This is a genomic window from Mycobacterium sp. SVM_VP21 (assembly GCA_024758765.1).
GTDB classification, from domain to species: domain Bacteria; phylum Actinomycetota; class Actinomycetes; order Mycobacteriales; family Mycobacteriaceae; genus Mycobacterium; species Mycobacterium heraklionense_C.
The window spans coordinates 767,468-788,532 of the sequence record CP101406.1 but is presented as its reverse complement, the minus strand read 5'-3'; the positions used below and the strand labels follow the sequence as shown (position 1 = coordinate 788,532).

25 protein-coding genes and 1 pseudogene are annotated in these 21,065 nt (G+C 67.9%); 12 read left to right on the top strand and 14 right to left on the bottom strand.

The window, feature by feature from the left end; all coding sequences use genetic code 11:
• Positions 1 to 20: 20 nt before the first annotated feature.
• On the bottom strand, positions 21 to 671 hold the full coding sequence (locus NM962_03920; protein UVO13300.1) for a response regulator transcription factor: 651 nt from the start codon (positions 669 to 671) through the stop codon (positions 21 to 23).
• Positions 672 to 924: 253 nt separating this feature from the next.
• Here NM962_03920 and NM962_03915 point away from each other — a divergent pair, with 253 nt between their 5' ends.
• Together NM962_03915 and NM962_03910 are read left to right on the top strand one after the other, a co-directional pair.
• Positions 925 to 1,458, top strand: coding sequence for an HAD family hydrolase (locus tag NM962_03915; protein UVO13299.1), 534 nt, complete (start codon positions 925 to 927; stop codon positions 1,456 to 1,458).
• A gap of 114 nt (positions 1,459 to 1,572) precedes the next feature.
• Complete coding sequence (locus NM962_03910; protein ID UVO13298.1) at positions 1,573 to 2,187, top strand: hypothetical protein; 615 nt, start codon at positions 1,573 to 1,575, stop codon at positions 2,185 to 2,187.
• Positions 2,188 to 2,203: 16 nt separating this feature from the next.
• Here NM962_03910 and NM962_03905 read toward each other — a convergent pair.
• From NM962_03905 to NM962_03880, 6 genes and pseudogenes are all read right to left on the bottom strand, one after another.
• Positions 2,204 to 2,455 (bottom strand): annotated as a pseudogene (locus tag NM962_03905) (hypothetical protein).
• Between the two features lie 52 nt (positions 2,456 to 2,507).
• Positions 2,508 to 2,912 carry a type II toxin-antitoxin system VapC family toxin gene (locus tag NM962_03900; protein ID UVO13297.1) on the bottom strand — a complete coding sequence of 135 codons (405 nt, stop codon included), beginning with the start codon at positions 2,910 to 2,912 and terminating at the stop codon, positions 2,508 to 2,510.
• Between the two features lie 10 nt (positions 2,913 to 2,922).
• The gene (locus NM962_03895; GenBank protein UVO13296.1) at positions 2,923 to 3,153 is read right to left on the bottom strand and encodes a hypothetical protein; all 231 of its coding nucleotides are present in this window, start codon (positions 3,151 to 3,153) and stop codon (positions 2,923 to 2,925) included.
• Positions 3,154 to 3,271: 118 nt separating this feature from the next.
• Positions 3,272 to 4,147: a 3-hydroxyisobutyrate dehydrogenase gene (gene mmsB / locus NM962_03890; protein ID UVO13295.1), complete on the bottom strand. Its 876-nt coding sequence runs from the start codon at positions 4,145 to 4,147 to the stop codon at positions 3,272 to 3,274.
• Between the two features lie 34 nt (positions 4,148 to 4,181).
• Complete coding sequence (locus NM962_03885) at positions 4,182 to 5,348, bottom strand: isobutyryl-CoA dehydrogenase (GenBank protein ID UVO13294.1); 1,167 nt, start codon at positions 5,346 to 5,348, stop codon at positions 4,182 to 4,184.
• A 10-nt stretch (positions 5,349 to 5,358) separates the two neighbouring features.
• A complete protein-coding gene (locus tag NM962_03880) occupies positions 5,359 to 6,879 on the bottom strand; it encodes a CoA-acylating methylmalonate-semialdehyde dehydrogenase (protein UVO13293.1) in 1,521 nt (506 codons plus the stop codon).
• Between the two features lie 269 nt (positions 6,880 to 7,148).
• Here NM962_03880 and NM962_03875 point away from each other — a divergent pair, with 269 nt between their 5' ends.
• Positions 7,149 to 8,129, top strand: coding sequence for a hypothetical protein (locus tag NM962_03875; GenBank protein ID UVO13292.1), 981 nt, complete (start codon positions 7,149 to 7,151; stop codon positions 8,127 to 8,129).
• A 138-nt stretch (positions 8,130 to 8,267) separates the two neighbouring features.
• Here the strand turns inward: NM962_03875 and rfbC are convergent, their stop codons facing one another.
• From rfbC to NM962_03860, 3 genes are read right to left on the bottom strand one after another with little or no spacing between them, the layout of a single operon-like run.
• Positions 8,268 to 8,840 carry a dTDP-4-dehydrorhamnose 3,5-epimerase gene (gene rfbC / locus NM962_03870; protein ID UVO13291.1) on the bottom strand — a complete coding sequence of 191 codons (573 nt, stop codon included), beginning with the start codon at positions 8,838 to 8,840 and terminating at the stop codon, positions 8,268 to 8,270.
• A 1-nt stretch (position 8,841) separates the two neighbouring features.
• Positions 8,842 to 9,858: a dTDP-glucose 4,6-dehydratase gene (gene rfbB, locus NM962_03865; protein UVO13290.1), complete on the bottom strand. Its 1,017-nt coding sequence runs from the start codon at positions 9,856 to 9,858 to the stop codon at positions 8,842 to 8,844.
• A gap of 43 nt (positions 9,859 to 9,901) precedes the next feature.
• The gene (locus tag NM962_03860) at positions 9,902 to 10,759 is read right to left on the bottom strand and encodes an LLM class F420-dependent oxidoreductase (GenBank protein ID UVO13289.1); all 858 of its coding nucleotides are present in this window, start codon (positions 10,757 to 10,759) and stop codon (positions 9,902 to 9,904) included.
• Between the two features lie 476 nt (positions 10,760 to 11,235).
• Between NM962_03860 and infA the strand changes: the two genes are divergently transcribed.
• The 8 genes from infA (at position 11,236) to truA (ending at position 15,903) form a co-directional block, all read left to right on the top strand.
• Entirely contained in the window at positions 11,236 to 11,457 is a 222-nt protein-coding gene (infA, locus tag NM962_03855) for a translation initiation factor IF-1 (GenBank protein UVO13288.1), read from the top strand.
• Positions 11,458 to 11,511: 54 nt separating this feature from the next.
• Complete coding sequence (rpmJ, locus tag NM962_03850; GenBank protein UVO13287.1) at positions 11,512 to 11,625, top strand: 50S ribosomal protein L36; 114 nt, start codon at positions 11,512 to 11,514, stop codon at positions 11,623 to 11,625.
• A 254-nt stretch (positions 11,626 to 11,879) separates the two neighbouring features.
• On the top strand, positions 11,880 to 12,254 hold the full coding sequence (rpsM, locus tag NM962_03845; GenBank protein ID UVO13286.1) for a 30S ribosomal protein S13: 375 nt from the start codon (positions 11,880 to 11,882) through the stop codon (positions 12,252 to 12,254).
• A gap of 5 nt (positions 12,255 to 12,259) precedes the next feature.
• Positions 12,260 to 12,670, top strand: a complete 411-nt coding sequence (rpsK, locus tag NM962_03840) for a 30S ribosomal protein S11 (protein ID UVO13285.1) — start codon at positions 12,260 to 12,262, stop codon at positions 12,668 to 12,670.
• Positions 12,671 to 12,685: 15 nt separating this feature from the next.
• Positions 12,686 to 13,291, top strand: coding sequence for a 30S ribosomal protein S4 (gene rpsD, locus NM962_03835; GenBank protein ID UVO13284.1), 606 nt, complete (start codon positions 12,686 to 12,688; stop codon positions 13,289 to 13,291).
• An 82-nt stretch (positions 13,292 to 13,373) separates the two neighbouring features.
• Complete coding sequence (locus tag NM962_03830) at positions 13,374 to 14,417, top strand: DNA-directed RNA polymerase subunit alpha (protein UVO13283.1); 1,044 nt, start codon at positions 13,374 to 13,376, stop codon at positions 14,415 to 14,417.
• 75 nt (positions 14,418 to 14,492) lie between these two features.
• Positions 14,493 to 15,053: a 50S ribosomal protein L17 gene (rplQ, locus tag NM962_03825; protein UVO13282.1), complete on the top strand. Its 561-nt coding sequence runs from the start codon at positions 14,493 to 14,495 to the stop codon at positions 15,051 to 15,053.
• Positions 15,025 to 15,903, top strand: coding sequence for a tRNA pseudouridine(38-40) synthase TruA (truA, locus tag NM962_03820; protein ID UVO13281.1), 879 nt, complete (start codon positions 15,025 to 15,027; stop codon positions 15,901 to 15,903). Before rplQ ends, truA begins: the two co-directional genes overlap by 29 nt.
• A 96-nt stretch (positions 15,904 to 15,999) precedes the next feature.
• Here the strand turns inward: truA and NM962_03815 are convergent, their stop codons facing one another.
• Entirely contained in the window at positions 16,000 to 16,635 is a 636-nt protein-coding gene (locus NM962_03815; GenBank protein ID UVO13280.1) for a cutinase family protein, read from the bottom strand.
• Positions 16,636 to 16,694: 59 nt separating this feature from the next.
• The gene (locus tag NM962_03810) at positions 16,695 to 17,390 is read right to left on the bottom strand and encodes a cutinase family protein (protein ID UVO13279.1); all 696 of its coding nucleotides are present in this window, start codon (positions 17,388 to 17,390) and stop codon (positions 16,695 to 16,697) included.
• A gap of 93 nt (positions 17,391 to 17,483) precedes the next feature.
• Between NM962_03810 and eccB the strand changes: the two genes are divergently transcribed.
• A complete protein-coding gene (eccB, locus tag NM962_03805) occupies positions 17,484 to 18,584 on the top strand; it encodes a type VII secretion protein EccB (GenBank protein ID UVO13278.1) in 1,101 nt (366 codons plus the stop codon).
• Here the strand turns inward: eccB and mycP are convergent.
• Positions 18,520 to 19,788 (bottom strand): type VII secretion-associated serine protease mycosin, encoded by a 1,269-nt coding sequence (gene mycP, locus NM962_03800; GenBank protein UVO14538.1) that lies wholly within the window; start codon positions 19,786 to 19,788, stop codon positions 18,520 to 18,522. The genes eccB and mycP overlap by 65 nt on opposite strands.
• A gap of 42 nt (positions 19,789 to 19,830) precedes the next feature.
• Positions 19,831 to 20,994 (bottom strand): hypothetical protein, encoded by a 1,164-nt coding sequence (locus NM962_03795; protein UVO13277.1) that lies wholly within the window; start codon positions 20,992 to 20,994, stop codon positions 19,831 to 19,833.
• Between the last annotated feature and the right edge of the window lie 71 nt (positions 20,995 to 21,065).

The following is a 21,065-nucleotide window of genomic DNA, read 5'->3' as shown; positions in this document are numbered from 1 at the left end:
GCGCGGCCCGCTGTTGGAGCTCACCGGTAGATGCCTTCGCGCAGCGCGGTGGCCACCGCTCCGGTCCGATCGGACACCCCCAGCTTGCGGTAGATCGAGCGCAGGTGGCTTTTGACCGTCTCGTCGCCGATCACCAGCTTCGTGGCGATCCCGCGGTTGGACAGCCCGCTGACCATGTAGGCCAGGATCTCACTTTCCCGCTGGGTGAGCCCCTGACGCGCGCCGGGCCAGAACTCGTCGCGTTGCAGTCGTGCGGCGGTGCCGGCCGCCCGCGCCGCCAGGCCGGGGTCGATCACCGTCTCACCGCGGTGGGCCAACTCGATCTGATGCACCAGGTCGTCACTGCTGATGCTCTTGAGCAGGTAACCCGTCGCGCCGACGCGCAGCGCCTCGAACAGGTACTGCTCGTCGTCGTAGACCGAGAGCATCACGACTTTGCGTTCCGGGTCGCGTTCCCGCAGCGCCAGGCAGAGGTCCAAGCCGCTCTCACCGCGCATCCGCACGTCACACAGCACGATGTCGGGGTCGGTCTCGGCGATCACGGCCATGGCCTGTTCGGCGTTGATCGCCTGGCCGACCACTTCGATCCGGTCGGCGAACGCGGTGAGCATGGCCCGCAGGCCCTCGATCACCATTTCGTGGTCGTCGACGAGGACCAGGCGCACGGGCATAGCAAGACAATAGGGCCCTGCGGCGGTTCGGCGAGGCTCGGCGGAGTCGGCCCGCAGGGACGGCGCAGGAGAGGCGAAGCTGGGGCCGCCGAATGAACCCCGGCGGTTCGGCGAGGCTCGGCGGAGTCGGCCCGCAGGGACGGCGCAGGAGAGGCGAAGCTGGGGCCGCCGAATGAACCCGGCAGTGATTACCCCGTCCAGATCCCCCCAATGGGGGAGGACATCCGCGCCCGTTTCCGGCACGGTGTCTGTTATGCAGATCACAACCGAACTCGCGACATGGACCGGTCCGGGCCGCCCGTTCTGGTGGGACCAGGTGGATCCGGATGCCGAGGTTTACCCCCTACAAGCGGTGATCTTTGATCTCGATGCGCTCGCCGACGCCGACGGTGAACCTCGGTCGGGCCTGGTGGACCTGGTGTTAAGCCTGTTCGCCAGCGGTCTGTGGATCGCGGTGGTCGGCTCCGGCCCGCGTGCTTGGGTGCAGGAGCGGGTGCGGGAATTGATCGGCGACGGCATGGCCGAGACTGTGATCAGTGCCGACGACTTGACCGGTCCCGCCGGTGATGCCGAGCTCTACCGGCTGGCGCTGTGGGAGTTGGGCATCGTGGCCGGGGAGGCGTTGGTGATCGCCGGCTACGAGTCCGGGGCCCGCACCGCATCCGCGATCGGCCTGCCGGTGATCTACGCGGGTTCCAGCCGTTACGACGGGCTGCTGGCCAACGGATGCCGGGAGTTGCAGGCGCAGCGGGTGGTCGCCCGGTTCAGCTGCCGCGAAGCAGGCTGATCACGGCGCTGGTTTGCGCCGCGCCGCAATCGTTGTTTGACGGTGACGCCTCCGGTCGCTGACCATGATGTGGTGCGTCGACTGGTGGTTCTTTGGTGCGTAGCGCTGTGTGCGATGGGCGTGACATCGGCGACCGCGCCGCTGGCTGCGGCGGTCGTCGAACCGTGGTTCGGGACTGCGGTCGGCAACGCCACCCAGGTGGTTTCGGTTGTCGGAGTGGGCCATTCGACCGCAAACATCGACGTCTATCAGCGGACTCCCGCGGGGTGGGAAGCGATCGCTGCCGGGATTCCGGCGCATGTGGGCTCGGCGGGCATCACCGCGCAGTCCAAGGAAGGCGAGCCGTCGACCCCGATGGGCATTTACACCCTGGATTCGGCGTTCGGCACCGCTCCCAATCCCGGCGGTGGCCTGCCGTATGTGCAGGTCGGATCCGACCACTGGTGGGACAGCGACTCCAACAGCCCGACCTACAACACCATGCAGGTCTGCAAAAAAGCTCAGTGTCCGTTCGACACGGCGGTCAGCGAGAACCTCAACATCCCGCAGTACCGGCACGCGGTGGTCATCGGCGTCAACAAATCCCGCATACCCGGTGCCAGCTCCGCCTACTTCTTTCACACCACCGACGGCGGGCCGACGGCGGGCTGTGTGGCAATCGATGACGCCACGCTGGTGAAGATAATCGGCTGGCTGAGGCCGGGCGCAGTGATGGCAATCGCGAAGTAACCCGGCAAGCAGCAGGTCAGTTGGTGCTCGGTGGTGCTTGGGGTTGGAAGGGTTGGTACCACCACCAGTCGGCTCGTTCGCCGGTCGGCCCGGGGCAGGGTGCGACCGCGGGTGCGGGGTTGCGCGGTGTGCGGGCCAGTGATCCGGGGTGCAGTTGTCGGTCGTCGGCGTCGCTGACGACGAGATGGTCGGCCGGCCCGGTGATGGTGATGATGCCTCGGTGATGCAGGCGGTGGTGGTAGGGGCAGACCAGCACCAGGTTGGTGACAAGTTGGGAATCTACCCCCTTGCGAATCGTCTACCCCGTATCGCCGGCGGGCCTAGAGCAGGGTGATCGCGACCGGTATGCCGAGTTGATCAGTGGCACTGACCAAGCGGCTGTCGACGGTGATCACGGCTGCGGAGCGTTCCACCGCGACAGCGACATACAGGCCGTCGTAGATCGAAATGTTGTGCCGCCAGGCCCAGGCGGTGCGCAGGAGTAGTGCATCGGGAAGCACGTACTCGATTGCGAGTGCGGTGACAGCCTCGGCGGCGGCCTCGGCGTCCTCTGGGTTCAATTGCTGGCGCAATACGGCCTTGTGCAGAGTGCGTAGTACCTCGCCCGGCATGTGAGCCGGCGCGAGCCAGCCGTCGTCACGGTTCAGGGCCGCGCGTGCCGCGTCGCCTTGGGGGGTGCCGCTCGTGAGCGCCAACACCAGCACGCCTGCGTCCACCACGATCACAGCAGGAACCTCACCCGTCGCGGTCGGCGCGGATGACGGTCGCCACTTCCTCGGCTGTCATGGTGAGGCTGCGATGACCAGCCAACGCCTCCAAGAGCTGTCGGTTGCGTTGAGTCTGATACTCCCGTTCCAGCAGTGATCGCAGATAGGTTTGCGTGGACTGGCCGCGGGCCTCGGCGCGGGCCGCCAGCGCGTCGCGAACTTCTTCGGGGACATCTTTGATCTGAATCGCAACCGCCATGGCCACAAACTACCACATGCGCATGACATGCGCATTCTGTGCCGGGGACATGACATCAGCATGGCAGGAGCATCAGGTTTGGCCGGCCCGATCGTGATCGTTCGGGCCGGCGGCGCGCTCAGCTGCCGCGCAGCAGGTTGATCACCGCGCTGAAATCCTGCGCGCCGTGTTCGGCGGCGAAGTCGCGGTAGATCTGGGCGGCGTGGCTGCCGAGCGGGGCAGCCGACCCGGTCGATGCGACCGCGTCCATCGCGAGGTGAAGGTCCTTGTTCATCAGTGCGGTGGCAAAACCCGGCTCGAAGTTCCGGTTCGCCGGGGAGGTGGGCACCGGGCCGGGCACCGGGCAGTTGGTGTGCAGCGCCCAGCAATTCCCGGTGGCCCCGGTCATCACGTCGAATAGCGCCTGGTCGGCCAGGCCCAGCTTTTCGGCCAGCACGAACGCCTCGGCGACCGCCACCTGCTGCACGGCCAGCACCATGTTGTTGCAGACCTTGGCCGCTTGGCCGGCGCCCGCCGCACCACAGTGGATGATCTTGGCGGCCATCGGTTCCAACACCGGGGTAGCACGTGCCACGGCGGCGTCCTCGCCGCCGACCATGAACGCCAGCCGCCCGGCGACCGCACCGGTCACCCCGCCGGACACCGGCGCATCCAGCTGGGCGAACCCGTGCGAGCCGGCCAGGGCGTGCACCTCGCGGGCGTCGGCCACGGAGATGGTGGAACTGTCGATGAACAGGGTGTCGGGGGAGGCCGCGGGCAGGATCTCGGCATAGCAGCTCTTCACCGCATCCCCGTGCGGAAGCATGGTGACCACCGCATCGGCCCCGGCGACCGCCTCGGCGGCGCTGGCGTGGATGCTCACGCCGTGCTGCTCGGCTGCCGCCGTGGCGGCCGGCACCGGGTCGAAGCCGCGCACGGTGTGCCCGGCGGCGACCAGGTTCGCCGACATCGGCCCACCCATGTGGCCCAGGCCGAGAAACGCGACGATTGCCATATGAGCTCCTAGCGGGGCCTCGAAGTGTCGGGGGTTACTGGCCGGACCGGATGCGGGCCGCCTCGGCCCGGCCGATCACCAGCCGCATGATCTCGTTGGTGCCCTCCAGAATGCGGTGCACCCGAAGATCGCGGACGATTTTCTCCAGACCGTATTCGCGCAGATATCCATACCCGCCGTGCAGCTGCAGTGCCTTGTCGGCGACGTCGAAGCACGCGTCGGTGACGTAGCGCTTGGCCATCGCGCACAGCTCGACCTTGTCGGGGGAGTTGTTGTCGAGCGCGGTCGCCGCACGCCACAGCAGCAGCCGTGAGGTCTCCAGGGCGGTGGCCATGTCGGCCAGGGTGAACCGGATGGTCGGTTCGTCCAGCAGCGCCTTGCCGAATGCCGTCCGGTCTGCCAGGTAGCTGCCGGTCTTGTCGAATGCTGCCTGGCCGCCGCCCATCGAGCAGGCGGCGATATTGATCCGGCCGCCGTTGAGGCCGTTCATCGCGATGTTGAACCCGTTGCCATCGCCTTCGGGACCGCCGAGCATCGCCTCGGCCGGAACCCGCACGCCATCGAAGATCACCTGCGCGGTCGGCTGGGAGTTCCAACCCATCTTCTGCTCGGCGGCGCCGAAACTCAGCCCTGGCGTGTCCTTTTCGACGATGAACGTGGAAATGCCCCGAGGGCCCTGCTCACTGCCGGTTCGGGCCATCACCACATAGACGTCCGAGACGCCGGCACCGGAGATGAACTGCTTGACCCCGTCGAGCACGTAGTCGTCACCCGAGCGCACCGCACGGGTGCTCAACGCACCGGCATCCGATCCCGCGCCGGGCTCGGTCAGGCAGTAACTGGCCACCGCCTCCATCGACGCCAGTCGCGGCACCCAGCTTTTGCGCTGGTCTTCGGTGCCGTAGCTGTCGATCATCCAGGCGCACATGTTGTGGATCGACAGGTAGGCCGCGATCACCGGGTCGGCGATCGAGAGCTGCTCGAAGATGCGCACCCCGTCCAGGCGGCGTAGCCCGGAGCCGCCCACGTCGTCGCGGCAGTAGATCGCCGCCATCCCCAGCTGGGCCGCCTCCCGCATCACGTCGACCGGAAAGTGGTGGGTCTCATCCCATTCCAGCGCATACGGGGCCAGCCGCTTGTCGGCGAACGCCGCCGCGGTGTCGACGATCACCCGTTCTTCGTCATCCAAGATCGTGTTCATTACTGCTGCTCTATTCCATTGTGGGGATGTGGAATTCAGCGCCGTCTTTGATCCCCGAGGGCCAACGCTGCGTGACGGTCTTGACCTTCGTGTAGAAGGTGATGGATGCCGTCCCGTGCTGGTTGAGGTCGCCGAAGCCGGACCGCTTCCAGCCGCCGAAGGTGTGATAGGCCACCGGCACCGGAATCGGCACGTTCACCCCGACCATGCCGACCTGCACCCGGGAGGTGAAGTCGCGGGCGGTGTCGCCGTCGCGGGTGAAGATCGCCACGCCGTTGCCGTACTCGTGCTCGCTGGGCAGCCGCAGGGCTTCTTCGTAGTCGTGGGCGCGGACGATACACAGCACCGGGCCGAAGATCTCGTCGGTGTAGATCGACATGTCGGTGGTGACCCGGTCGAACAGCGACGGTCCCGCGAAGAAGCCACCGGTCAGATCGGCGTCGCCGAATTGGGTGTCGTCACTGGTGCGTTCGCGGCCGTCGATCACCAGGTCGGCGCCGGCGGTCACGCCCTGGGCGATGTAGTCGTTGACCCGGTCCAGAGCGGCCCGGGTGACCAGTGGGCCGTAGTCGGCCTTGGGGTCCAGGCTGTGGCCGACCCGCAGGTTGTTGATGCGTTCCACCAGCCGGGACCGCAGCCGATCGGCGGTCTGCTCGCCGACGGGCACCGCCACGCTGATCGCCATGCAGCGCTCGCCGGCACTGCCGTAGCCGGCGCCGATCAGCGCGTCGACGGCCTGGTCCAGGTCGGCGTCGGGCATCACGATCATGTGGTTCTTGGCCCCGCCGAAGCACTGGGCGCGCTTGCCGTTGGCGCTGGCCGTCGAGTAGATGTACTGCGCGATGTCGGAGCTGCCGACGAAGCCGATCGCGGCGATGTCGCGGTGGTGCAGCAGGGCGTCGACGGCTTCCTTGTCGCCGTGCACCACCTGCAGCACGCCCGGTGGCAACCCGGCCTCGACGAACAGCTCGGCAAGACGCACCGGTACCGACGGGTCACGCTCGGACGGCTTCAGGATGAATGCGTTTCCGCACGCCAGGGCTGGTCCGGCCTGCCACAGCGGGATCATTGCCGGGAAGTTGAACGGGGTGATCCCGGCGACCACGCCCAGCGGCTGGCGCAGCGAGAACACGTCGATGCCGGGGCCGGCTCCTTCGGTGTGCTCGCCCTTGAGCAGATGCGGGATGCCGACGCAGAACTCGATCACCTCGATGCCGCGCTGAATGTCGCCGCGGGCGTCCTCGAGGGTCTTGCCGTGCTCGCGGGAGAGCAGCTCGGCCAGCTCGTCGACATGGGAGTTGACCAGGTCGATGAAACGCATCATCACCCGGGCCCGGCGCTGCGGGTTGTAGGCGGCCCAATCACGTTGGGCCGCTGCCGCGGAGGCGACCGCGGCGTCGACGTCGGCTGTGTTGGCCAGCGGCAGTGTCGCTTGCACCGTGCCGGTGTTGGGGTCGAAGACGTCGGTGCTGCGCTGCGAGGTGCCGAAGCTCCGGTGGCCATCGATGAAGTGCGGAATCTGTGTGCTCATGCGGTCATCCCGTGACTATTTCGGCGTGGTGAGCCGGATCGGCCCGACACCGAGAATACTAGGACATCCTAGTAACTGCGCAAAGGGGACGCCGGCGCCCGGGGCGGAGCCGTGCACTGTCCTCGGCCGCCACTGCCTGGCGATGTGATCTTGATAACTTAGGTTAGGCAAACCTATACATCGCCCAGAATCGCTGCTACTTCTTAGGTGACCTGTTCAATGCACACGCCTTTATTGGCGGTGGCACGGCAAAGTTCTAGGAGACGATCATGTTGGCAACGTCCCGCTCGTATTCCCTGCTGATCGCCGCCGTTGCGGTGCTTGGTGCCGGAACCGCTGACGTCGAGCCCCTGAGGGCGACCTCGGTCGAGGTGCAGCGACTCATGGCGCAGCTGGTGAACGATTCGGCGCCCGCGTTCAGCGACCCGAGCACCGTTGACTGGTCGGAAACGCTGAGCGCTGCGAAGGACAATTTCAACGAACTGCAGGCCCGTTTCGAGGCGCACCCGTTTGCGGACCTGAGCGCCTGGTCGGGTCTGCAAAGCCACTACGCCGACATGGTCGGGGACGAGATCGAACAATCCCTGGCCGGTATCAAAGGCATCTGGAGCGGCGACGGCTACGCGCTGGGCCTGGAGCACGTACTGCCGCAGGTAACCGAGATGCTTCACAACGGTGACGCGTTCGGCGCGTACAGCCTGGTAAACGCGGAATTCCTGTACGACCTGCTGAACATCACCGAGCCCTTCTTCACACGGGTCCAGTTCTGGGGCAGCGGCGAGCTGATCGTGGGCGCGTCGAGTATCCCGGGGGATCTGCTGCACCGGATGGGCGACGTCGCCGATGTCTTCTCCGACTACATGCTGTGGGCCCGGCTGGCCAACGCGGTCCTGGCCCCCGGCATCGGCGCGATGTTCCAGGCCGTCCAGACCGGCGGGGGCATCAACGAGCTGTTCCAAGCCGGTGACACCGCCGTTGCGCTGACCGCACTGAGCAATCTGCCCGCGACCGTCGCCAGCGCGTTCCTCAACGGCTACGCCCCTCCCGCCGGCGGCGAGGAGGGCACCTTCACCGGTCTGCTTTCCGCGGGCGGCATCTTCGACCAACTGTTTGTCACCATCCCGCAGCAGATCGCGGACGCGTTGAACGCCACTGCCCCGCTGGGGTCTGCCGCCGACGCCGTCGGCGACGCGATGGCCACCGTCGACCCGACGTCGGGAGCAGACGCCCTCTGGGCCTTGCTGAGCTGATCTTCGCGGAAGGCAAGGCGATCAGCGAGTAGCCGCGCCACCCGGGAAAAGCCTTTGTTGGCACGCGATGTCGCCGTCGGCCGGTGTGTACCTGCCGGCGGCGACCTACGTGGTGTCCAACACCGCCCGGCTGCGGGTTCAGTCGCGGTCCCAATTGGGCAGCAGCCCGGCGGCGCGGACCTGCTCCAATGACGGCGCGCCCGCATCCCGGTCGGAGAGCACCACCGGGTGATCGACCGGCCAGTCGATCCCGATCTCCGGGTCGGTGGCGCAGATGGTGTGCTCGCGTCGCGGATCGTATTCGGCTGAACACAGATACATCACCGTCGAATTATCTTGCAGTGCAAGGAATCCATGTGCCAGTCCGGCGGAGAGGTATACCGAACGGCGATCACGGGCGTCCAGCAGCACCGCATCCCAGCGGCCGTAGGTCGGGGAGCCGACTCGGATGTCGACGACGACGTCGAAGACCGAACCCGACACGCAGGTGACGTATTTGGCCTGCCCGGGCGGCAGCTGGGCGAAGTGCAGCCCGCGCAGCACCCCGGCACTCGACACCGAGCAGTTGGCCTGGCGCAGGTCGAAACGGTGCCCGGCGAACGCGGTGAACTCGTGGTCGGTGAACCACTCGAAGAACACGCCGCGGGAATCAGAGTGCTGAGTCGGGGTGAGCTCCCATGCCCCCGGGATGCTCAGCTCGCGTGCGTTCACGTCAGCGTCCCAGCTCGGCGTAGCGGGCCTCGGCGGTCTCTTTCAGCGGGGCCCACCAGGATTCGTTGGCGCGGTACCAGTCGATGGTCTCGCGCAGGCCGGCCTCGAAGTCGGTGTGCTCGGGCTTCCAGCCCAATTCGTCGCGCAACGCCGACGGGTCGATCGCGTAGCGCAGGTCATGACCGGGCCGGTCGGACACGTGGTCGAAGTCGTCGGGGTCGTGGTCCATCAGCCGCAGGATGGTCTGCAGCACGCTGCGGTTGTCACGCTCCCCATCGGCGCCGATCAGGTAGGTGCGCCCGATATGGCCGCCGGTCATGATCTGCCAGACGGCACTGTTGTGGTCGTCGACGTGGATCCAGTCGCGGACGTTGGCGCCGCTGCCGTACAGCTTGGCCCGGCGCCCGGTGAGCAGGTTGGTGATCTGGCGCGGGATGAACTTCTCCACGTGCTGGTAGGGCCCGTAGTTGTTGGAGCAGTTCGAGATCGTCGCGCGCACCCCATAGGACCGCACCCAGGAGTGCACCAGCAGATCGGCGGCGGCCTTGGTCGACGAGTACGGGCTCGACGGGTGATACGGCGTCGTCTCGGTAAACCGGCGCGGATCATCGAGGGCCAGGTCGCCGTAGACCTCGTCGGTGGAGATGTGGTGTAGCCGTATCCCGTGGGCGCGCACCGCCTCCAGCACGGTGAAGGTGCCGACCACGTTGGATCGCAGGAACGGCTCCGGGTCGGCCAGTGCGTTGTCCACGTGGGTTTCGGCGGCGAAGTGCACCACGGCGTCGGTCTCGGAATTCAGATCGGCGACCAGGGCGGCGACCAGCGCGGCATCGGTGATGTCGCCCTGCACCAACCGGAACCGGCCAGCCTGGGAATCCAAGCCGGCCAGCGATTCGCGGCTGCCAGCATAGGTCAACGCGTCCAGCACGGTGATCATGGTGCCGGGGCGCTGCGCGAGTGTGCTGTGCACAAAGTTGGCGCCGATGAATCCGGCGCCACCGGTGACCAGCAGATGCATGGGGCAACCCTATCGGTGGGGCGAATGAGATTCCCGCTTGCGCTCAGCCCCGCGGCGTCAAGCCGAGCGGCCCCGACAGCTCGGTCAGGGTCGGCAGCAGGTTCTTCCAACCGCCCAGCACCTGGATGGTCACCTGATCCGCGCCGGCCTCCAAGTGCTCGCCCAGGCGGGCGGCGATCTCGTCGGCGGTGCCGTGCGCCACCACCGCGTCGATCAACCGGTCGCTGCCCGGCACGCGCACGTCGCGGTCGCTGAACCCCAGCCGGCGCCAGTTGTTGACGTAGTTGGACAGCCGCAGGTAGAAGCCGACGGCCTCGCGTCCGGCCTCGCGGGCCGCGGCGGCATCCGTGGACAACACCACCTTGTGCTCTGGGGCCAGGAACACCGACGGGCCGACCAGCTCGCGCGCGCTCGCGGTGTGCTCGGGCGTGGTCAGGTAGGGGTGCGCCCCGGCACTTCGCTGCGCGGCCAACTGCAGCACCTTGGGGCCCAGTGCTGCCAGCACCCGGCGGCTGGTCGGCACGCCGGCCTCATCGAGGGCGTCCAGGTAGTCGGTCAGCGCGGCATATGGGCTGCGGTACTCGGCGGTGGCCTCGGAGTGGCCGACACCGATGCCGAGCAGGAACCGGTCCGGATAGGCGGATTCGATGCGGTGGTAGGACTCGGCGACCTGCTCGGTCGGTGCGGACCAGATGTTGACGATCCCGGTGGCCACCTGCAGGGTCGAGGTCGCCGCCAGCAGCGGTTCAACAAACGCCAGCTCGGCCGCTGGCGAGCCGCCCACCCAGATCGCGCCGTAGCCCAGGCGTTCGATCTCGGCGGCCTGCTCCGGAGTGGGGGATCCGAAGGTCCATACCGCGTAGCGGCCCAGGTCGGGCTTGAGTGCGAACGTGTCCGACATCGTGACTCCCTGTGCTCGTCGCAGTTACTCGGTGGGCCGCGGATAGGAGTTGGGGGCCGGTGGGGGTTCGGTGGCCTTCGGAGGCAGCCTGGCCGCCACGTCCACCCCGGATGCCTTCAACGTCTCCAGCACCTAGGCGATGCCCAACGGACTGATACCCAATAGACCGTCGATCGCATCCTCGCATGCTGGTTCCGCGTGCGAACCCGGCTGTTCAGCGAGGCTCGACGGAGGAGAGGCGAAGCTGGGACCGCCGCATAAACCCGGCATTTTTGGTGTGGGGGGCGGATGCGGGTATCGTAGGTCGACGGTGCGGCGTCCGCGTCGACTCTTGCGTGCCCAGTCTGAGATTCTTGGGGTTCTACCTGGAATTTCCTGTCACCGGCCCACGTTTTGCAGTCGTAGTCGATGCTGCGCCGTGGCGGGCGCATGCATACGCGACAAGTAAGTCAGACACGGAGGATCGCCGGAGAGTAATGGCCAAAAAAGACGGTGCAATAGAGGTCGAGGGTCGAGTGGTCGAACCCCTGCCCAATGCGATGTTTCGCATTGAGCTGGAGAACGGTCACAAGGTGCTCGCCCACATCAGCGGCAAGATGCGGCAGCACTATATCCGTATCCTGCCGGAAGACCGGGTGGTCGTGGAGTTGTCTCCCTACGACCTGTCCCGCGGACGCATCGTCTACCGGTACAAGTAGCTCCCGACCGCCCGAAGTACGTCAACCAGCGATTAGAACAGGACCACAGCAGCCGTGAAGGTGAACCCCAGCGTCAAGCCGATCTGCGACAAGTGCAGGGTGATCCGTCGGCACGGCCGGGTCATGGTGATCTGCTCGGACCCGCGCCACAAGCAGCGCCAGGGCTAAGCGGCGACCGCTAGCGCGGCGTCAGCCGGCGCTGGGGGCACCTCCCGCTTGCGGGGGACGGGTCGTCGCCATCGACACAGATCGCCGGCCCGGCGTAGCCGGGCACCAGCCACAACTGAATGCAGACCTCCCAGTACCAGTGAGCGGATAGGCCGCCCACACACGCCCGGATCGGAGGCCGGGCCCCGGAGCAGTAGGCCGGGAACGGGCTGGGATCACAACCTCCGTAACGAAGATGAAAGGGGCATGCCCCCATGGCTCGACTTGTAGGCGTCGACCTGCCGCGCGATAAGCGCATGGAGATCGCGCTGACCTATATCTACGGCATCGGCCGTACTCGCTCCAACGAAATCCTGGCCGCGACTGGTATCGACAAGGACCAGCGCAGCAAGGACCTGACCGACGACCAGGTCACTGCGTTGCGTGACTACATCGAACGCAACCTGAAGGTTGAGGGCGACCTGCGCCGCGAGGTTCAGGCGGACATCCGTCGCAAGATTGAGATCGGCTGCTACCAGGGTCTGCGGCACCGTCGCGGCCTGCCGGTGCGCGGCCAGCGGACCAAGACCAACGCGCGCACCCGTAAGGGCCCCAAGCGCACCATCGCCGGTAAGAAGAAGGCCAGGTAAGACCCATGGCAACCAAGAAAGCGACCGGGCCCAAGAAGGGCCAGAAGACTCGGCGTCGGGAAAAGAAGAACATCCCGCACGGTGCCGCTCACATCAAGAGCACCTTCAACAACACGATCGTGACGATCACCGACCCGCAGGGCAACGTGATCGCATGGGCGTCGTCGGGCCACGTGGGCTTCAAGGGCTCGCGTAAGTCCACCCCGTTCGCCGCGCAGCTGGCCGCCGAGAACGCTGCCCGCAAGGCCCAGGAGCACGGCGTGAAGAAGGTCGACGTGTTCGTCAAGGGCCCGGGTTCGGGTCGTGAGACCGCGATCCGCTCGCTGCAGGCCGCCGGCCTTGAGGTTGGCGCGATTTCCGATGTCACCCCGCAGCCGCACAACGGCTGCCGTCCGCCCAAGCGGCGTCGGGTCTAGGAGGACTGAAACAACATGGCTCGTTACACCGGACCCGCCACCCGCAAGTCCCGCCGTCTCGGCGTTGACCTCATCGGCGGCGACCAGGCATTCGAAAAGCGGCCCTACCCGCCCGGCCAGCACGGCCGCGCCCGGGTCAAGGAAAGCGAATACCGACTGCAGCTGCAGGAGAAGCAGAAGGCTCGCTTCACCTACGGCGTGATGGAGAAGCAGTTCCGTCGCTACTACGAGGAAGCCGTCCGTCGCGGCGGCAAGACCGGCGAGGAACTGCTGCGCATCCTGGAGAGCCGGCTGGACAACGTGGTTTACCGCGCCGGCCTGGCCCGCACCCGTCGGATGGCCCGTCAGCTGGTCAGCCACGGCCACTTCACCGTCAACGGTGTGAAGGTCGATGTGCCCAGCTACCAGGTGTCGCAGTACGACATCATCGACGTCAAGGACAAGTCGCTCAACACGGTACCGTTCCAGATCGCCCGGGAGGTCGCCGGCGACCGCCCGATCCCGGGTTGGCTGCAGGTGGTCGGGGAGCGTCAGCGCATCCTGGTCCACCAGCTGCCCGAGCGTGCGCAGATCGTCGTGCCGCTCACCGAGCAGCTGATCGTCGAGTTCTACTCGAAGTAAGCCACACCTCTCGGGGGGGCTCCGCCCCTCGAGTACCCCCAAAAGGCATCAAATAGCGGGTGCCAGAAGGAGAAAGAACACCATGCTGATCTCGCAGCGTCCGACCCTGTCCGAAGAGGTCGTGGCCGACAACCGGTCGCAGTTCGTCATCGAACCGCTGGAGCCGGGATTCGGTTACACCCTGGGCAACTCGCTTCGTCGCACCCTGCTGTCGTCGATCCCCGGCGCGGCAGTCACCAGCATCCGCATCGACGGTGTGCTGCACGAGTTCACCACGGTCCCCGGCGTCAAGGAAGATGTCACCGACATCATCCTGAACCTCAAGGGCCTGGTGGTCTCGTCCGAAGAGGACGAGCCGGTCACCATGTACCTGCGCAAGCAGGGCCCGGGTGCGGTCACCGCTGGTGACATCGTTCCGCCGGCCGGCGTGACGGTGCACAACCCCGACATGCACATCGCCACCCTGAACGACAAGGGCAAGCTCGAGGTCGAGCTGATCGTGGAGCGCGGCCGCGGTTACGTCCCGGCCGTGCAGAACAAGGTGTCGGGCGCCGAGATCGGCCGCATCCCGGTCGACTCGATCTACTCGCCGGTGCTCAAGGTGACCTACAAGGTTGAGGCCACCCGTGTCGAGCAGCGCACCGACTTCGACAAGCTGGTGCTGGACGTGGAGACCAAGAACTCCATCAGCCCGCGGGACGCACTGGCCTCGGCCGGTAAGACCCTGGTGGAGCTGTTCGGTCTGGCACGGGAACTCAACGTCGAGGCCGAGGGCATCGAGATCGGCCCGTCGCCGGCCGAGGCAGACCACATCGCCTCGTTCGCGCTGCCGATCGACGACCTGGACCTGACCGTGCGGTCCTACAACTGCCTCAAGCGCGAGGGTGTCCACACGGTCGGGGAGTTGGTCGCTCGCACCGAGTCCGACCTGCTCGACATCCGCAACTTCGGTCAGAAGTCCATCGACGAGGTGAAGGTCAAGCTGCACCAGCTCGGCCTGTCGCTCAAGGACAGCCCGGCCAGCTTCGACCCGTCGCAGGTGGCGGGCTACGACGTTGCCACTGGCACCTGGTCGGCCGACGCCGGTTATGACGAGCAGGACTACGCCGAAACCGAGCAGCTTTAACGCCCAACCTCTCGAAAAGAGAGCCGTCCCGGCCCTACCTGATACGGGGGCCGGCCCCATTTAGGAGAAGTCGCAATGCCCAAGCCCACTAAGGGTCCCCGCCTCGGCGGAAAGTCCTCGCACCAGAAGGCGCTGCTGGCCAACCTGGCCACCTCGCTGTTCACCCACGGCCGGATCAAGACGACCGAGCCGAAGGCGCGGGCATTGCGGCCGTACGCCGAGAAGCTGATCACCCACGCCAAGAAGGGCACGCTGCACAACCGGCGTGAGGTGCTCAAGAAGATCCGCGACAAGGACGTGGTGCACTCGCTGTTCGCCGAGATCGCCCCGCACTTCGCGGACCGCAGCGGCGGCTACACCCGCATCATCAAGGTCGAGCCGCGTCAGGGTGACAACGCCCCGATGGCCGTGATCGAGCTGGTTCGGGAGAAGACCGTGACGTCGGAGGCTGACCGCGCTCGTCGGGCTGCGGCCAAGGCGGAGAAGGCTGCCCCCAAGGCGGAGAAGGCCGAGAAGCCCGCTAAGGTCGAGGCCGTCGAGGCTGGGGAGAAGGTCGAAGAGCCGGCCGCCGAGGCGACCGAGGCTGCTGAAGCCACCGAGGCCACCGATGCGGCCGAGGGTACCGACGAGTCCTGACGGCACGGCCGAAGTCGTCCGGCTTCGGCTCGACATCGCCTACGACGGCACGGAATTCGCCGGCTGGGCGGTTCAGGCGGGACAACGCACGGTCGCCGGAGTTCTCGACGAGGCTCTGACGACCGTGTTCCGCACTCCGGTGCGGTTGTTCGCGGCGGGACGCACCGACACAGGCGTACACGCCACCGGGCAGGTGGCCCACATCGATGTTCCGGATTCGGCATTGCAACATGCCTATTCGCGAACGAGGCGTGACGGCGAGCCGGAATTCCTGGCGCTGACCCGGCGATTGGCGCGGTTCCTGCCGACCGACGTACGGGTGCTGCGGGTGCAGCGCACCGTCGCTGACTTCGACGCCCGGTTCTCGGCGCTGCGCCGCCATTACGCCTACCGATTGTCGACCGCGCCCTATGGCGTGGTTCCTCAGGAGGCCCGCTACATCACCGCGTGGTCGCGTCCGCTGGACGTCGATGCGATGGCGCAGGCCTCCCGAAATCTGGTGGGGCTGCATGACTTTGCCGCCTTCTGTCGGCACCGTGCGGGGGCGACCACCATTCGCGACCTGCAGCGCTTGGACTGGGTGCGCGACGGTGATCTGGTGACCGCGCACGTCAGCGCCGACGCCTTCTGCTGGTCGATGGTGCGCTCTCTGGTCGGGGCGGTGCTGGCGGTCGGTGAGCACCGGCGCGACGCCGCGTGGTGCGCCGATCTGCTGAACGCGCAGCGCCGATCCAGTGATTTCACCGCCGCACCCGCGCGCGGGCTGACGTTGGTTGGGGTGGATTACCCGCCGGACGATCAGCTGGGGGCACGCACCATCATCACCCGGGATCTGCGCAAGCCCAGCTGATCGCCGCAAGCCCAGCTGACCGCCGCGAGATCCTGCTGGCGCAGGTGGCTACTCGCACTTTTCCTGCGGGAGTGGGATTTCGCGGCTCCCAGGGCCCTACAACAGGCCAGCGACGAACGAAGCGGCCTGATTGGTCATGCCGGGTGTGTAGCCCGAGTGCGCGGAGAACATGCGGCCGGGGGAGCAGACCGGGTCACCGTCGGTGCACAGGTCGATGGTCTTGAATCCGTAAACCGGACTGTTGGTCAGCGGCTGCCCGATCTTGTTCGACGGGTTGCCGAACACCGCGATCGCCGCGACGTGATCGGCGGCCTCGGGCGGCAGCGGCGCGGTGAAACCGAAGCCGGGCACCGGTGCCGCGGCCACGATGTCGATGATGGCCGCGCCCTGCGAGTACCCACCGAGGACCAGGCGGGTGCCCGGGCAGTTCTCCACCATCCACATGATGTGGCCGCTGGCGTCGTTGGCGCCATCAGCGGCCCGGCCGAAGTCGTAGCTGGCCGGGTAGTTGACCGCGTAGGCGCCGACCGAGCGGGACGTCTGGTTCCGCAGGGCGTTGACCAGGCCGTCGCCGACCCGGCCCAGGCCCGGCGGCTCGCTGGTCCCGCGGGCGAACACCACCTCGACATCCGGGCAACCGTCAGCCGAGGCCGTCGGCATCGATGACGCGGTGGGGTCCATCAGGAGCGCTGCGGTAGCGGCCCCGGCCGCCAGGATGCGGAATGCCTTCATGGTGAACGATAGTAGCGAAAATAAGCCTTGATGAGCTAACTAAAGCGGGGTGGGGCCGATCACGGCGTCAGCGTCGACGCGGGGCCGGCAGCCCGCAGCCGGCCGGCGATGAAGTTCGCCGCTTGGCTGGTCAACGCCGGGATGTAGCCGTCGGTGTGATCGGCCCACTCGTTACCCGGGCCTTCGTGGCAGATCGGGTCACCCGGGTTGCACAGGTCGAGGGCCTTGGAGCCGAACAGGGCGCTCTGCACGCTGATCGGCCCGCCGGTGCGGTCGGCCGGGTTGCCGAACGTGGTCACCGCCACCACCTGATCGGCATACTCGGCGGGCAGCTGGTTGCCCCAGCTGATGCCGCCCACCTGGGTGCCGGTGACGATATCGATGACCGAGGCGCCCTGCGAGTAGCCGCCCAGCACCAGCTGGGTGTCGGGACATACCTCAGCCGCCGCTTTGACCCGCTTGATCACGTCGTTGGCGCCGTCGCCGCCGCCCAGCTGCAGCCGGCCGGCGGGGTAGTTGACCGCGTATTCGTCGACCTTCTTGGAGGTCTGCTGGCGCAGCGAGTCGATCATGGCCCGGCCGACGCGGCCGACGCCCGGGGGCTCGCTGGTGCCGCGGGCGAAGATGACCTCGACGTCCGGGCAGTCGTAGGCGGACGCCACTGGGGCGACGCTCGGCGCTACGGCCGGGAGCGTCAGCAGTGCGCCTGCCATCAATGTCGCGGAGAAAATGCTGCTCAGCTGAACAAAACGCATACCGGAAATGGTACCGAACGCCGTTTCCGATACCGGCGGGCCTGTGGATGGCGGGGCACGGTGGTACCGGTCTGACAATTAGCGTCGGCCGATATGGCCGGGCGATCGACGACGCAGCTTCAACTCAGCGCCCACCGCTTCCTGGCCCGCCGGATGGAACGGGCGTTGCGGTGCGGGCAGGTGGCGGGCGCCCCCGTCCCCGGCCGAAACGCCCTGGCCCTGGGGTGGCTATTGAGCATGGTCGTGGCCGTCGGCGCGGTGATGTTGGCCGTGTTTTGGCCGCGACCGGTCCTCGGGGACGCGCCCATTGTGCTGGACCGCGCGACCGGGGCGCTCTATGTCCGGATCGCAGACACGATGCATCCGGTGTACAACCTCGCCTCGGCGCGGCTGATTACCGGGGCGGCCGACCCGCGACCGGTGGACGGCGACGCGATCGCCCGGGCCCGGAGCGGACCGCCGCTGGGCATCCCGGGTGCGCCGGGGGCACTGGGGACGGCCCTGCCGGACTCCCAGACGTGGTCGCTGTGCGAGGACTCCGCCGGCACCGTCCTCATGGTCGGCGCCGACCCGCTGCCATCCGCCCGCCTCGACCCGCTGCAGGCGGTACCGGTCAGGTCCGAGTCCGGGGCAACCTTTTTGCTCCTCGACGGACGGCGGGTTGCGGTCGATCCCGCTGACCCGCTGCTGGAGTCCACCGTGCCCAGACGTGTCTCGGCGCTACTGCTCAACGCGATCCCAGAAGCCCCGCCGGCCGACCTTCGCGAGGTGGGCTCCAGGGTGGGCTTAGCCCCGGCCACGCTGTGCGCGCATTGGCGCGCCGACGATCCGGCCGGCATCACCCTATCGAGCGGGGCGCGGCTACCGGCTGAGGAGTCGCCCACGGTGCTGGCCCAGGCAGACGGGCCGGGCCCCGCCTTGGACGGGGTCTATCTGCCTGCCGGACACAGTGCCTACGTGCGCGCGGCCGACACCTCCGGTCACGCCCGCGGTGTCGGTTATCTGATCTCCGAGAGCGGGGTGCGGTTCACCGTTGACGACGACGATGCGGCGCGCAGGCTGGGGCTGCCCGCGGTGGCCGCCGGGGTGCCGTGGCCGCTGTTGGCTGGCTTGCCGGCCGGCCCCCGGCTCAGTCGGGATCAAGCGCTGCTGGGGCACGGCGCGGCGCCTGGCCCGACAATGCCCGGCCGGTGACGGCTGCCAGGAGCAACGCCACTAGGACCGCGGTGCCGACGATCGCGGTGCGCAGCCCGGCGGGCGCGGCTTCGGCGGTGGGTTCGGGGTCCGGGGCTGGGCGGGGCACAGGTGGCGCGGGCGGGGACACTTCGCGTGGGGTGACCACGTCAAAGGTGAGCGCCGCCAACACGTCCACCACGCCGGCGCCGACAACATCATCGCTCCCGCCCGGTGGGTGGTGAGCGGTGGCCTTGATCCGGTCCATCACCTGGCGTGGCGTCCACTGCGGAAACCGCGAGCGGATCAGCGCCGCCAGCCCGCTGACCACCGGCGCGGCGAAGCTGGTGCCGCGCAACGGCGAGCCGTCGACGGTGTCGGCCATCGCATCGCCCACGGTGCTCAACGAGAGCACCGCTTCGCCGGGCGCGGCCACGTCGACCCACGGTCCGGGCAGGGTGAACGCCGAGGCGACGCCGTGGGCATCCACCGAGCCGACGGTCAGCACGTAGTCGTCGTACCAGGCCGGCGTGACGATCATGGGTCCCTCGGCACCGCAACCCTCGTCGGTGTTGCCCGCTGCTGCGACGACGACGCTGTTCTTGACCTCGACCGCATACGCCAGGGCGGCGCCCAGCGCTCGGTCGTCGAGTCCGGTACGTGCGGACCGGCAGGCCACCGTGGAGATGTTGATCACCGACGCGTTCAGGTCGGCCGCGGTACGCACCGCCTTGGCCAGGGTGTCGACATCGCCGATACCGACCGCGTCGCCGATGGCGGCGAACCGTGCGCTGGATGCTCGAATACCGATCACGGTGGCTAACGGCGCCACGCCGCTGAACCGGTCGGCCATGGGATCGGGTGCGGCCGCAATGATTCCGGCGACCAGCGTGCCGTGCCCGTCGCAATCCCGGGTGCCGTCTCCGGTGGAGACATAGTCGCCGCCACCGATCAATCCGGGCAGTCGCCGGTGCGGCGCGACGCCGGTGTCGATCACCGCAACCCGTTGGCCGGCGCCGCGGGTGAGGGCCCAGGCCGCGGCCAGGTCCAGCCCGTCGAGCTGGGTCGGGTTCCCGCTGGGCCCCAGCGTGCCCACCGTGCACACCTCGCGCTGCACCGTGGGGAGTGCCGGCGCGGCCGGCGCCGGGGCAGGCAATCGGGCGTGGTCGACTGGGGGCGGTGCGACCGCGTTGGCCGGTGGTGCGCACGGTGTCGCCGCGATCATGGCGACCGCCGCCAACCGAGCGATCCGGGTATTCGGCACGGGTCAGTCCAGATTCAATCCGCGGGCAACGCTGTAGAACCCGCACAGCCAGCACGCCAGCGGCGCCAACGAGCCGAGGGCCAGGCCCTCCACGACTTCGGCGCCACGCCGGATCAGTGGAAATGTGCTCGGAGCGGCGAAGCCCAGGCCGAGCGTCGCCGCGACCAGCACCACGGCTAGCGCCGCCGGCCATTGCACCGTCGCGTTGCTCGCCGCGCCGAGCAGGCCGATAGCCAATGTGGCGGTACCGCTGGCGATCAGCGCCGCGATCTGCACGCCATCGGTGTGCGAGCGGGCGCGCAGTGCCAGCGCCATGCCAGCCGTCGCCGCGAACACTGCGCCGACCAGGTCGGGCGCCGCGGCAACCGGTGTCCCGACGACCACCGCGGCGGCACCCACAGTCGCCAACGCCGCAGCCGCCGCCACCACTCCGGTCAGCAGGTCGTGCGTCTCGCCTATCTGCGACGGCACCGCTCGTCCTCGGCGGAACAGCCCGGTGACCGCGGCCGCCACTCGGCCGGCGACGCGGATCATGCCGACTCCGGCGACCACCGCAGCGGCGCCTACTCGGGGCAGTGCAATCCCGTTCACTGCGAAGGCCATTCCCGCGATCGCGCCCAGCACCGCCAATCCGGCCAGGCAGCACAACGTCGTACGCACCGGCCCACTGCAGCCACTCGGCGGGACGGTCATCAGGGCGACCGCGCCGGTGGCCGCTACCGCCAACAGCGCGTTCGGGGCGCCGGGGCCGCCGGGAATCGCCACGAAGCCGGCCACCCCGGCCAGCCCGGACGCGCTCAGTGCGGCGCCCAGCCGGCGCGCCGCAGGATTCCACGGGCGCTCGATGGTCCGTACCGCGGCCGCCACCCGTTCGGCGGGATCGTCGAACGACACCTGGGGGGCCGGGCATTCGGCGTGGGTCAACACCAGGGTAGAACCGTCGCGGATGCCTTGCTGGGAAAGCGATCTCGTGCCGTCGAGTGCAGCTCGTCCCGGTTCGGAGAGTCGATAGGGGCGCAGCGATTCCGGGCTGTTCCGGTGCGGCATCAGCTCTACGAGGGCCGAGATCAGGGTCGCTACCGGCACGCCGGACGGTAGCGTCAGATCAGCGTGCGCGTAATCGGCGTGTACTGCGACCCGACGTAGGCCCGAATCCGGAGTCGACACGTCCCGTTCTCCTTTCGCTTCGTTGCTCGCACGCTACTGACCCGGCAACCGCGACGTTTTCGGCTATCCAC

Coding starts and splice junctions, on each gene's coding strand:
- NM962_03920 (UVO13300.1), bottom strand. CDS start 671: ATGCCCGTGCGCCTGGTCCTCGTCGACGACCACGAAATGGTGATCGAG.
- NM962_03915 (UVO13299.1), top strand. CDS start 925: ATGCAGATCACAACCGAACTCGCGACATGGACCGGTCCGGGCCGCCCG.
- NM962_03910 (UVO13298.1), top strand. CDS start 1,573: ATGGGCGTGACATCGGCGACCGCGCCGCTGGCTGCGGCGGTCGTCGAA.
- NM962_03895 (UVO13296.1), bottom strand. CDS start 3,153: ATGGCGGTTGCGATTCAGATCAAAGATGTCCCCGAAGAAGTTCGCGAC.
- mmsB (UVO13295.1), bottom strand. CDS start 4,147: ATGGCAATCGTCGCGTTTCTCGGCCTGGGCCACATGGGTGGGCCGATG.
- NM962_03885 (UVO13294.1), bottom strand. CDS start 5,348: ATGAACACGATCTTGGATGACGAAGAACGGGTGATCGTCGACACCGCG.
- NM962_03880 (UVO13293.1), bottom strand. CDS start 6,879: ATGAGCACACAGATTCCGCACTTCATCGATGGCCACCGGAGCTTCGGC.
- NM962_03875 (UVO13292.1), top strand. CDS start 7,149: ATGTTGGCAACGTCCCGCTCGTATTCCCTGCTGATCGCCGCCGTTGCG.
- rfbB (UVO13290.1), bottom strand. CDS start 9,858: ATGCATCTGCTGGTCACCGGTGGCGCCGGATTCATCGGCGCCAACTTT.
- NM962_03860 (UVO13289.1), bottom strand. CDS start 10,759: ATGTCGGACACGTTCGCACTCAAGCCCGACCTGGGCCGCTACGCGGTA.
- infA (UVO13288.1), top strand. CDS start 11,236: ATGGCCAAAAAAGACGGTGCAATAGAGGTCGAGGGTCGAGTGGTCGAA.
- rpsM (UVO13286.1), top strand. CDS start 11,880: ATGGCTCGACTTGTAGGCGTCGACCTGCCGCGCGATAAGCGCATGGAG.
- rpsK (UVO13285.1), top strand. CDS start 12,260: ATGGCAACCAAGAAAGCGACCGGGCCCAAGAAGGGCCAGAAGACTCGG.
- rpsD (UVO13284.1), top strand. CDS start 12,686: ATGGCTCGTTACACCGGACCCGCCACCCGCAAGTCCCGCCGTCTCGGC.
- NM962_03830 (UVO13283.1), top strand. CDS start 13,374: ATGCTGATCTCGCAGCGTCCGACCCTGTCCGAAGAGGTCGTGGCCGAC.
- rplQ (UVO13282.1), top strand. CDS start 14,493: ATGCCCAAGCCCACTAAGGGTCCCCGCCTCGGCGGAAAGTCCTCGCAC.
- truA (UVO13281.1), top strand. CDS start 15,025: ATGCGGCCGAGGGTACCGACGAGTCCTGACGGCACGGCCGAAGTCGTC.
- NM962_03815 (UVO13280.1), bottom strand. CDS start 16,635: ATGAAGGCATTCCGCATCCTGGCGGCCGGGGCCGCTACCGCAGCGCTC.
- NM962_03810 (UVO13279.1), bottom strand. CDS start 17,390: ATGCGTTTTGTTCAGCTGAGCAGCATTTTCTCCGCGACATTGATGGCA.
- eccB (UVO13278.1), top strand. CDS start 17,484: ATGGCCGGGCGATCGACGACGCAGCTTCAACTCAGCGCCCACCGCTTC.
- mycP (UVO14538.1), bottom strand. CDS start 19,788: ATGATCGCGGCGACACCGTGCGCACCACCGGCCAACGCGGTCGCACCG.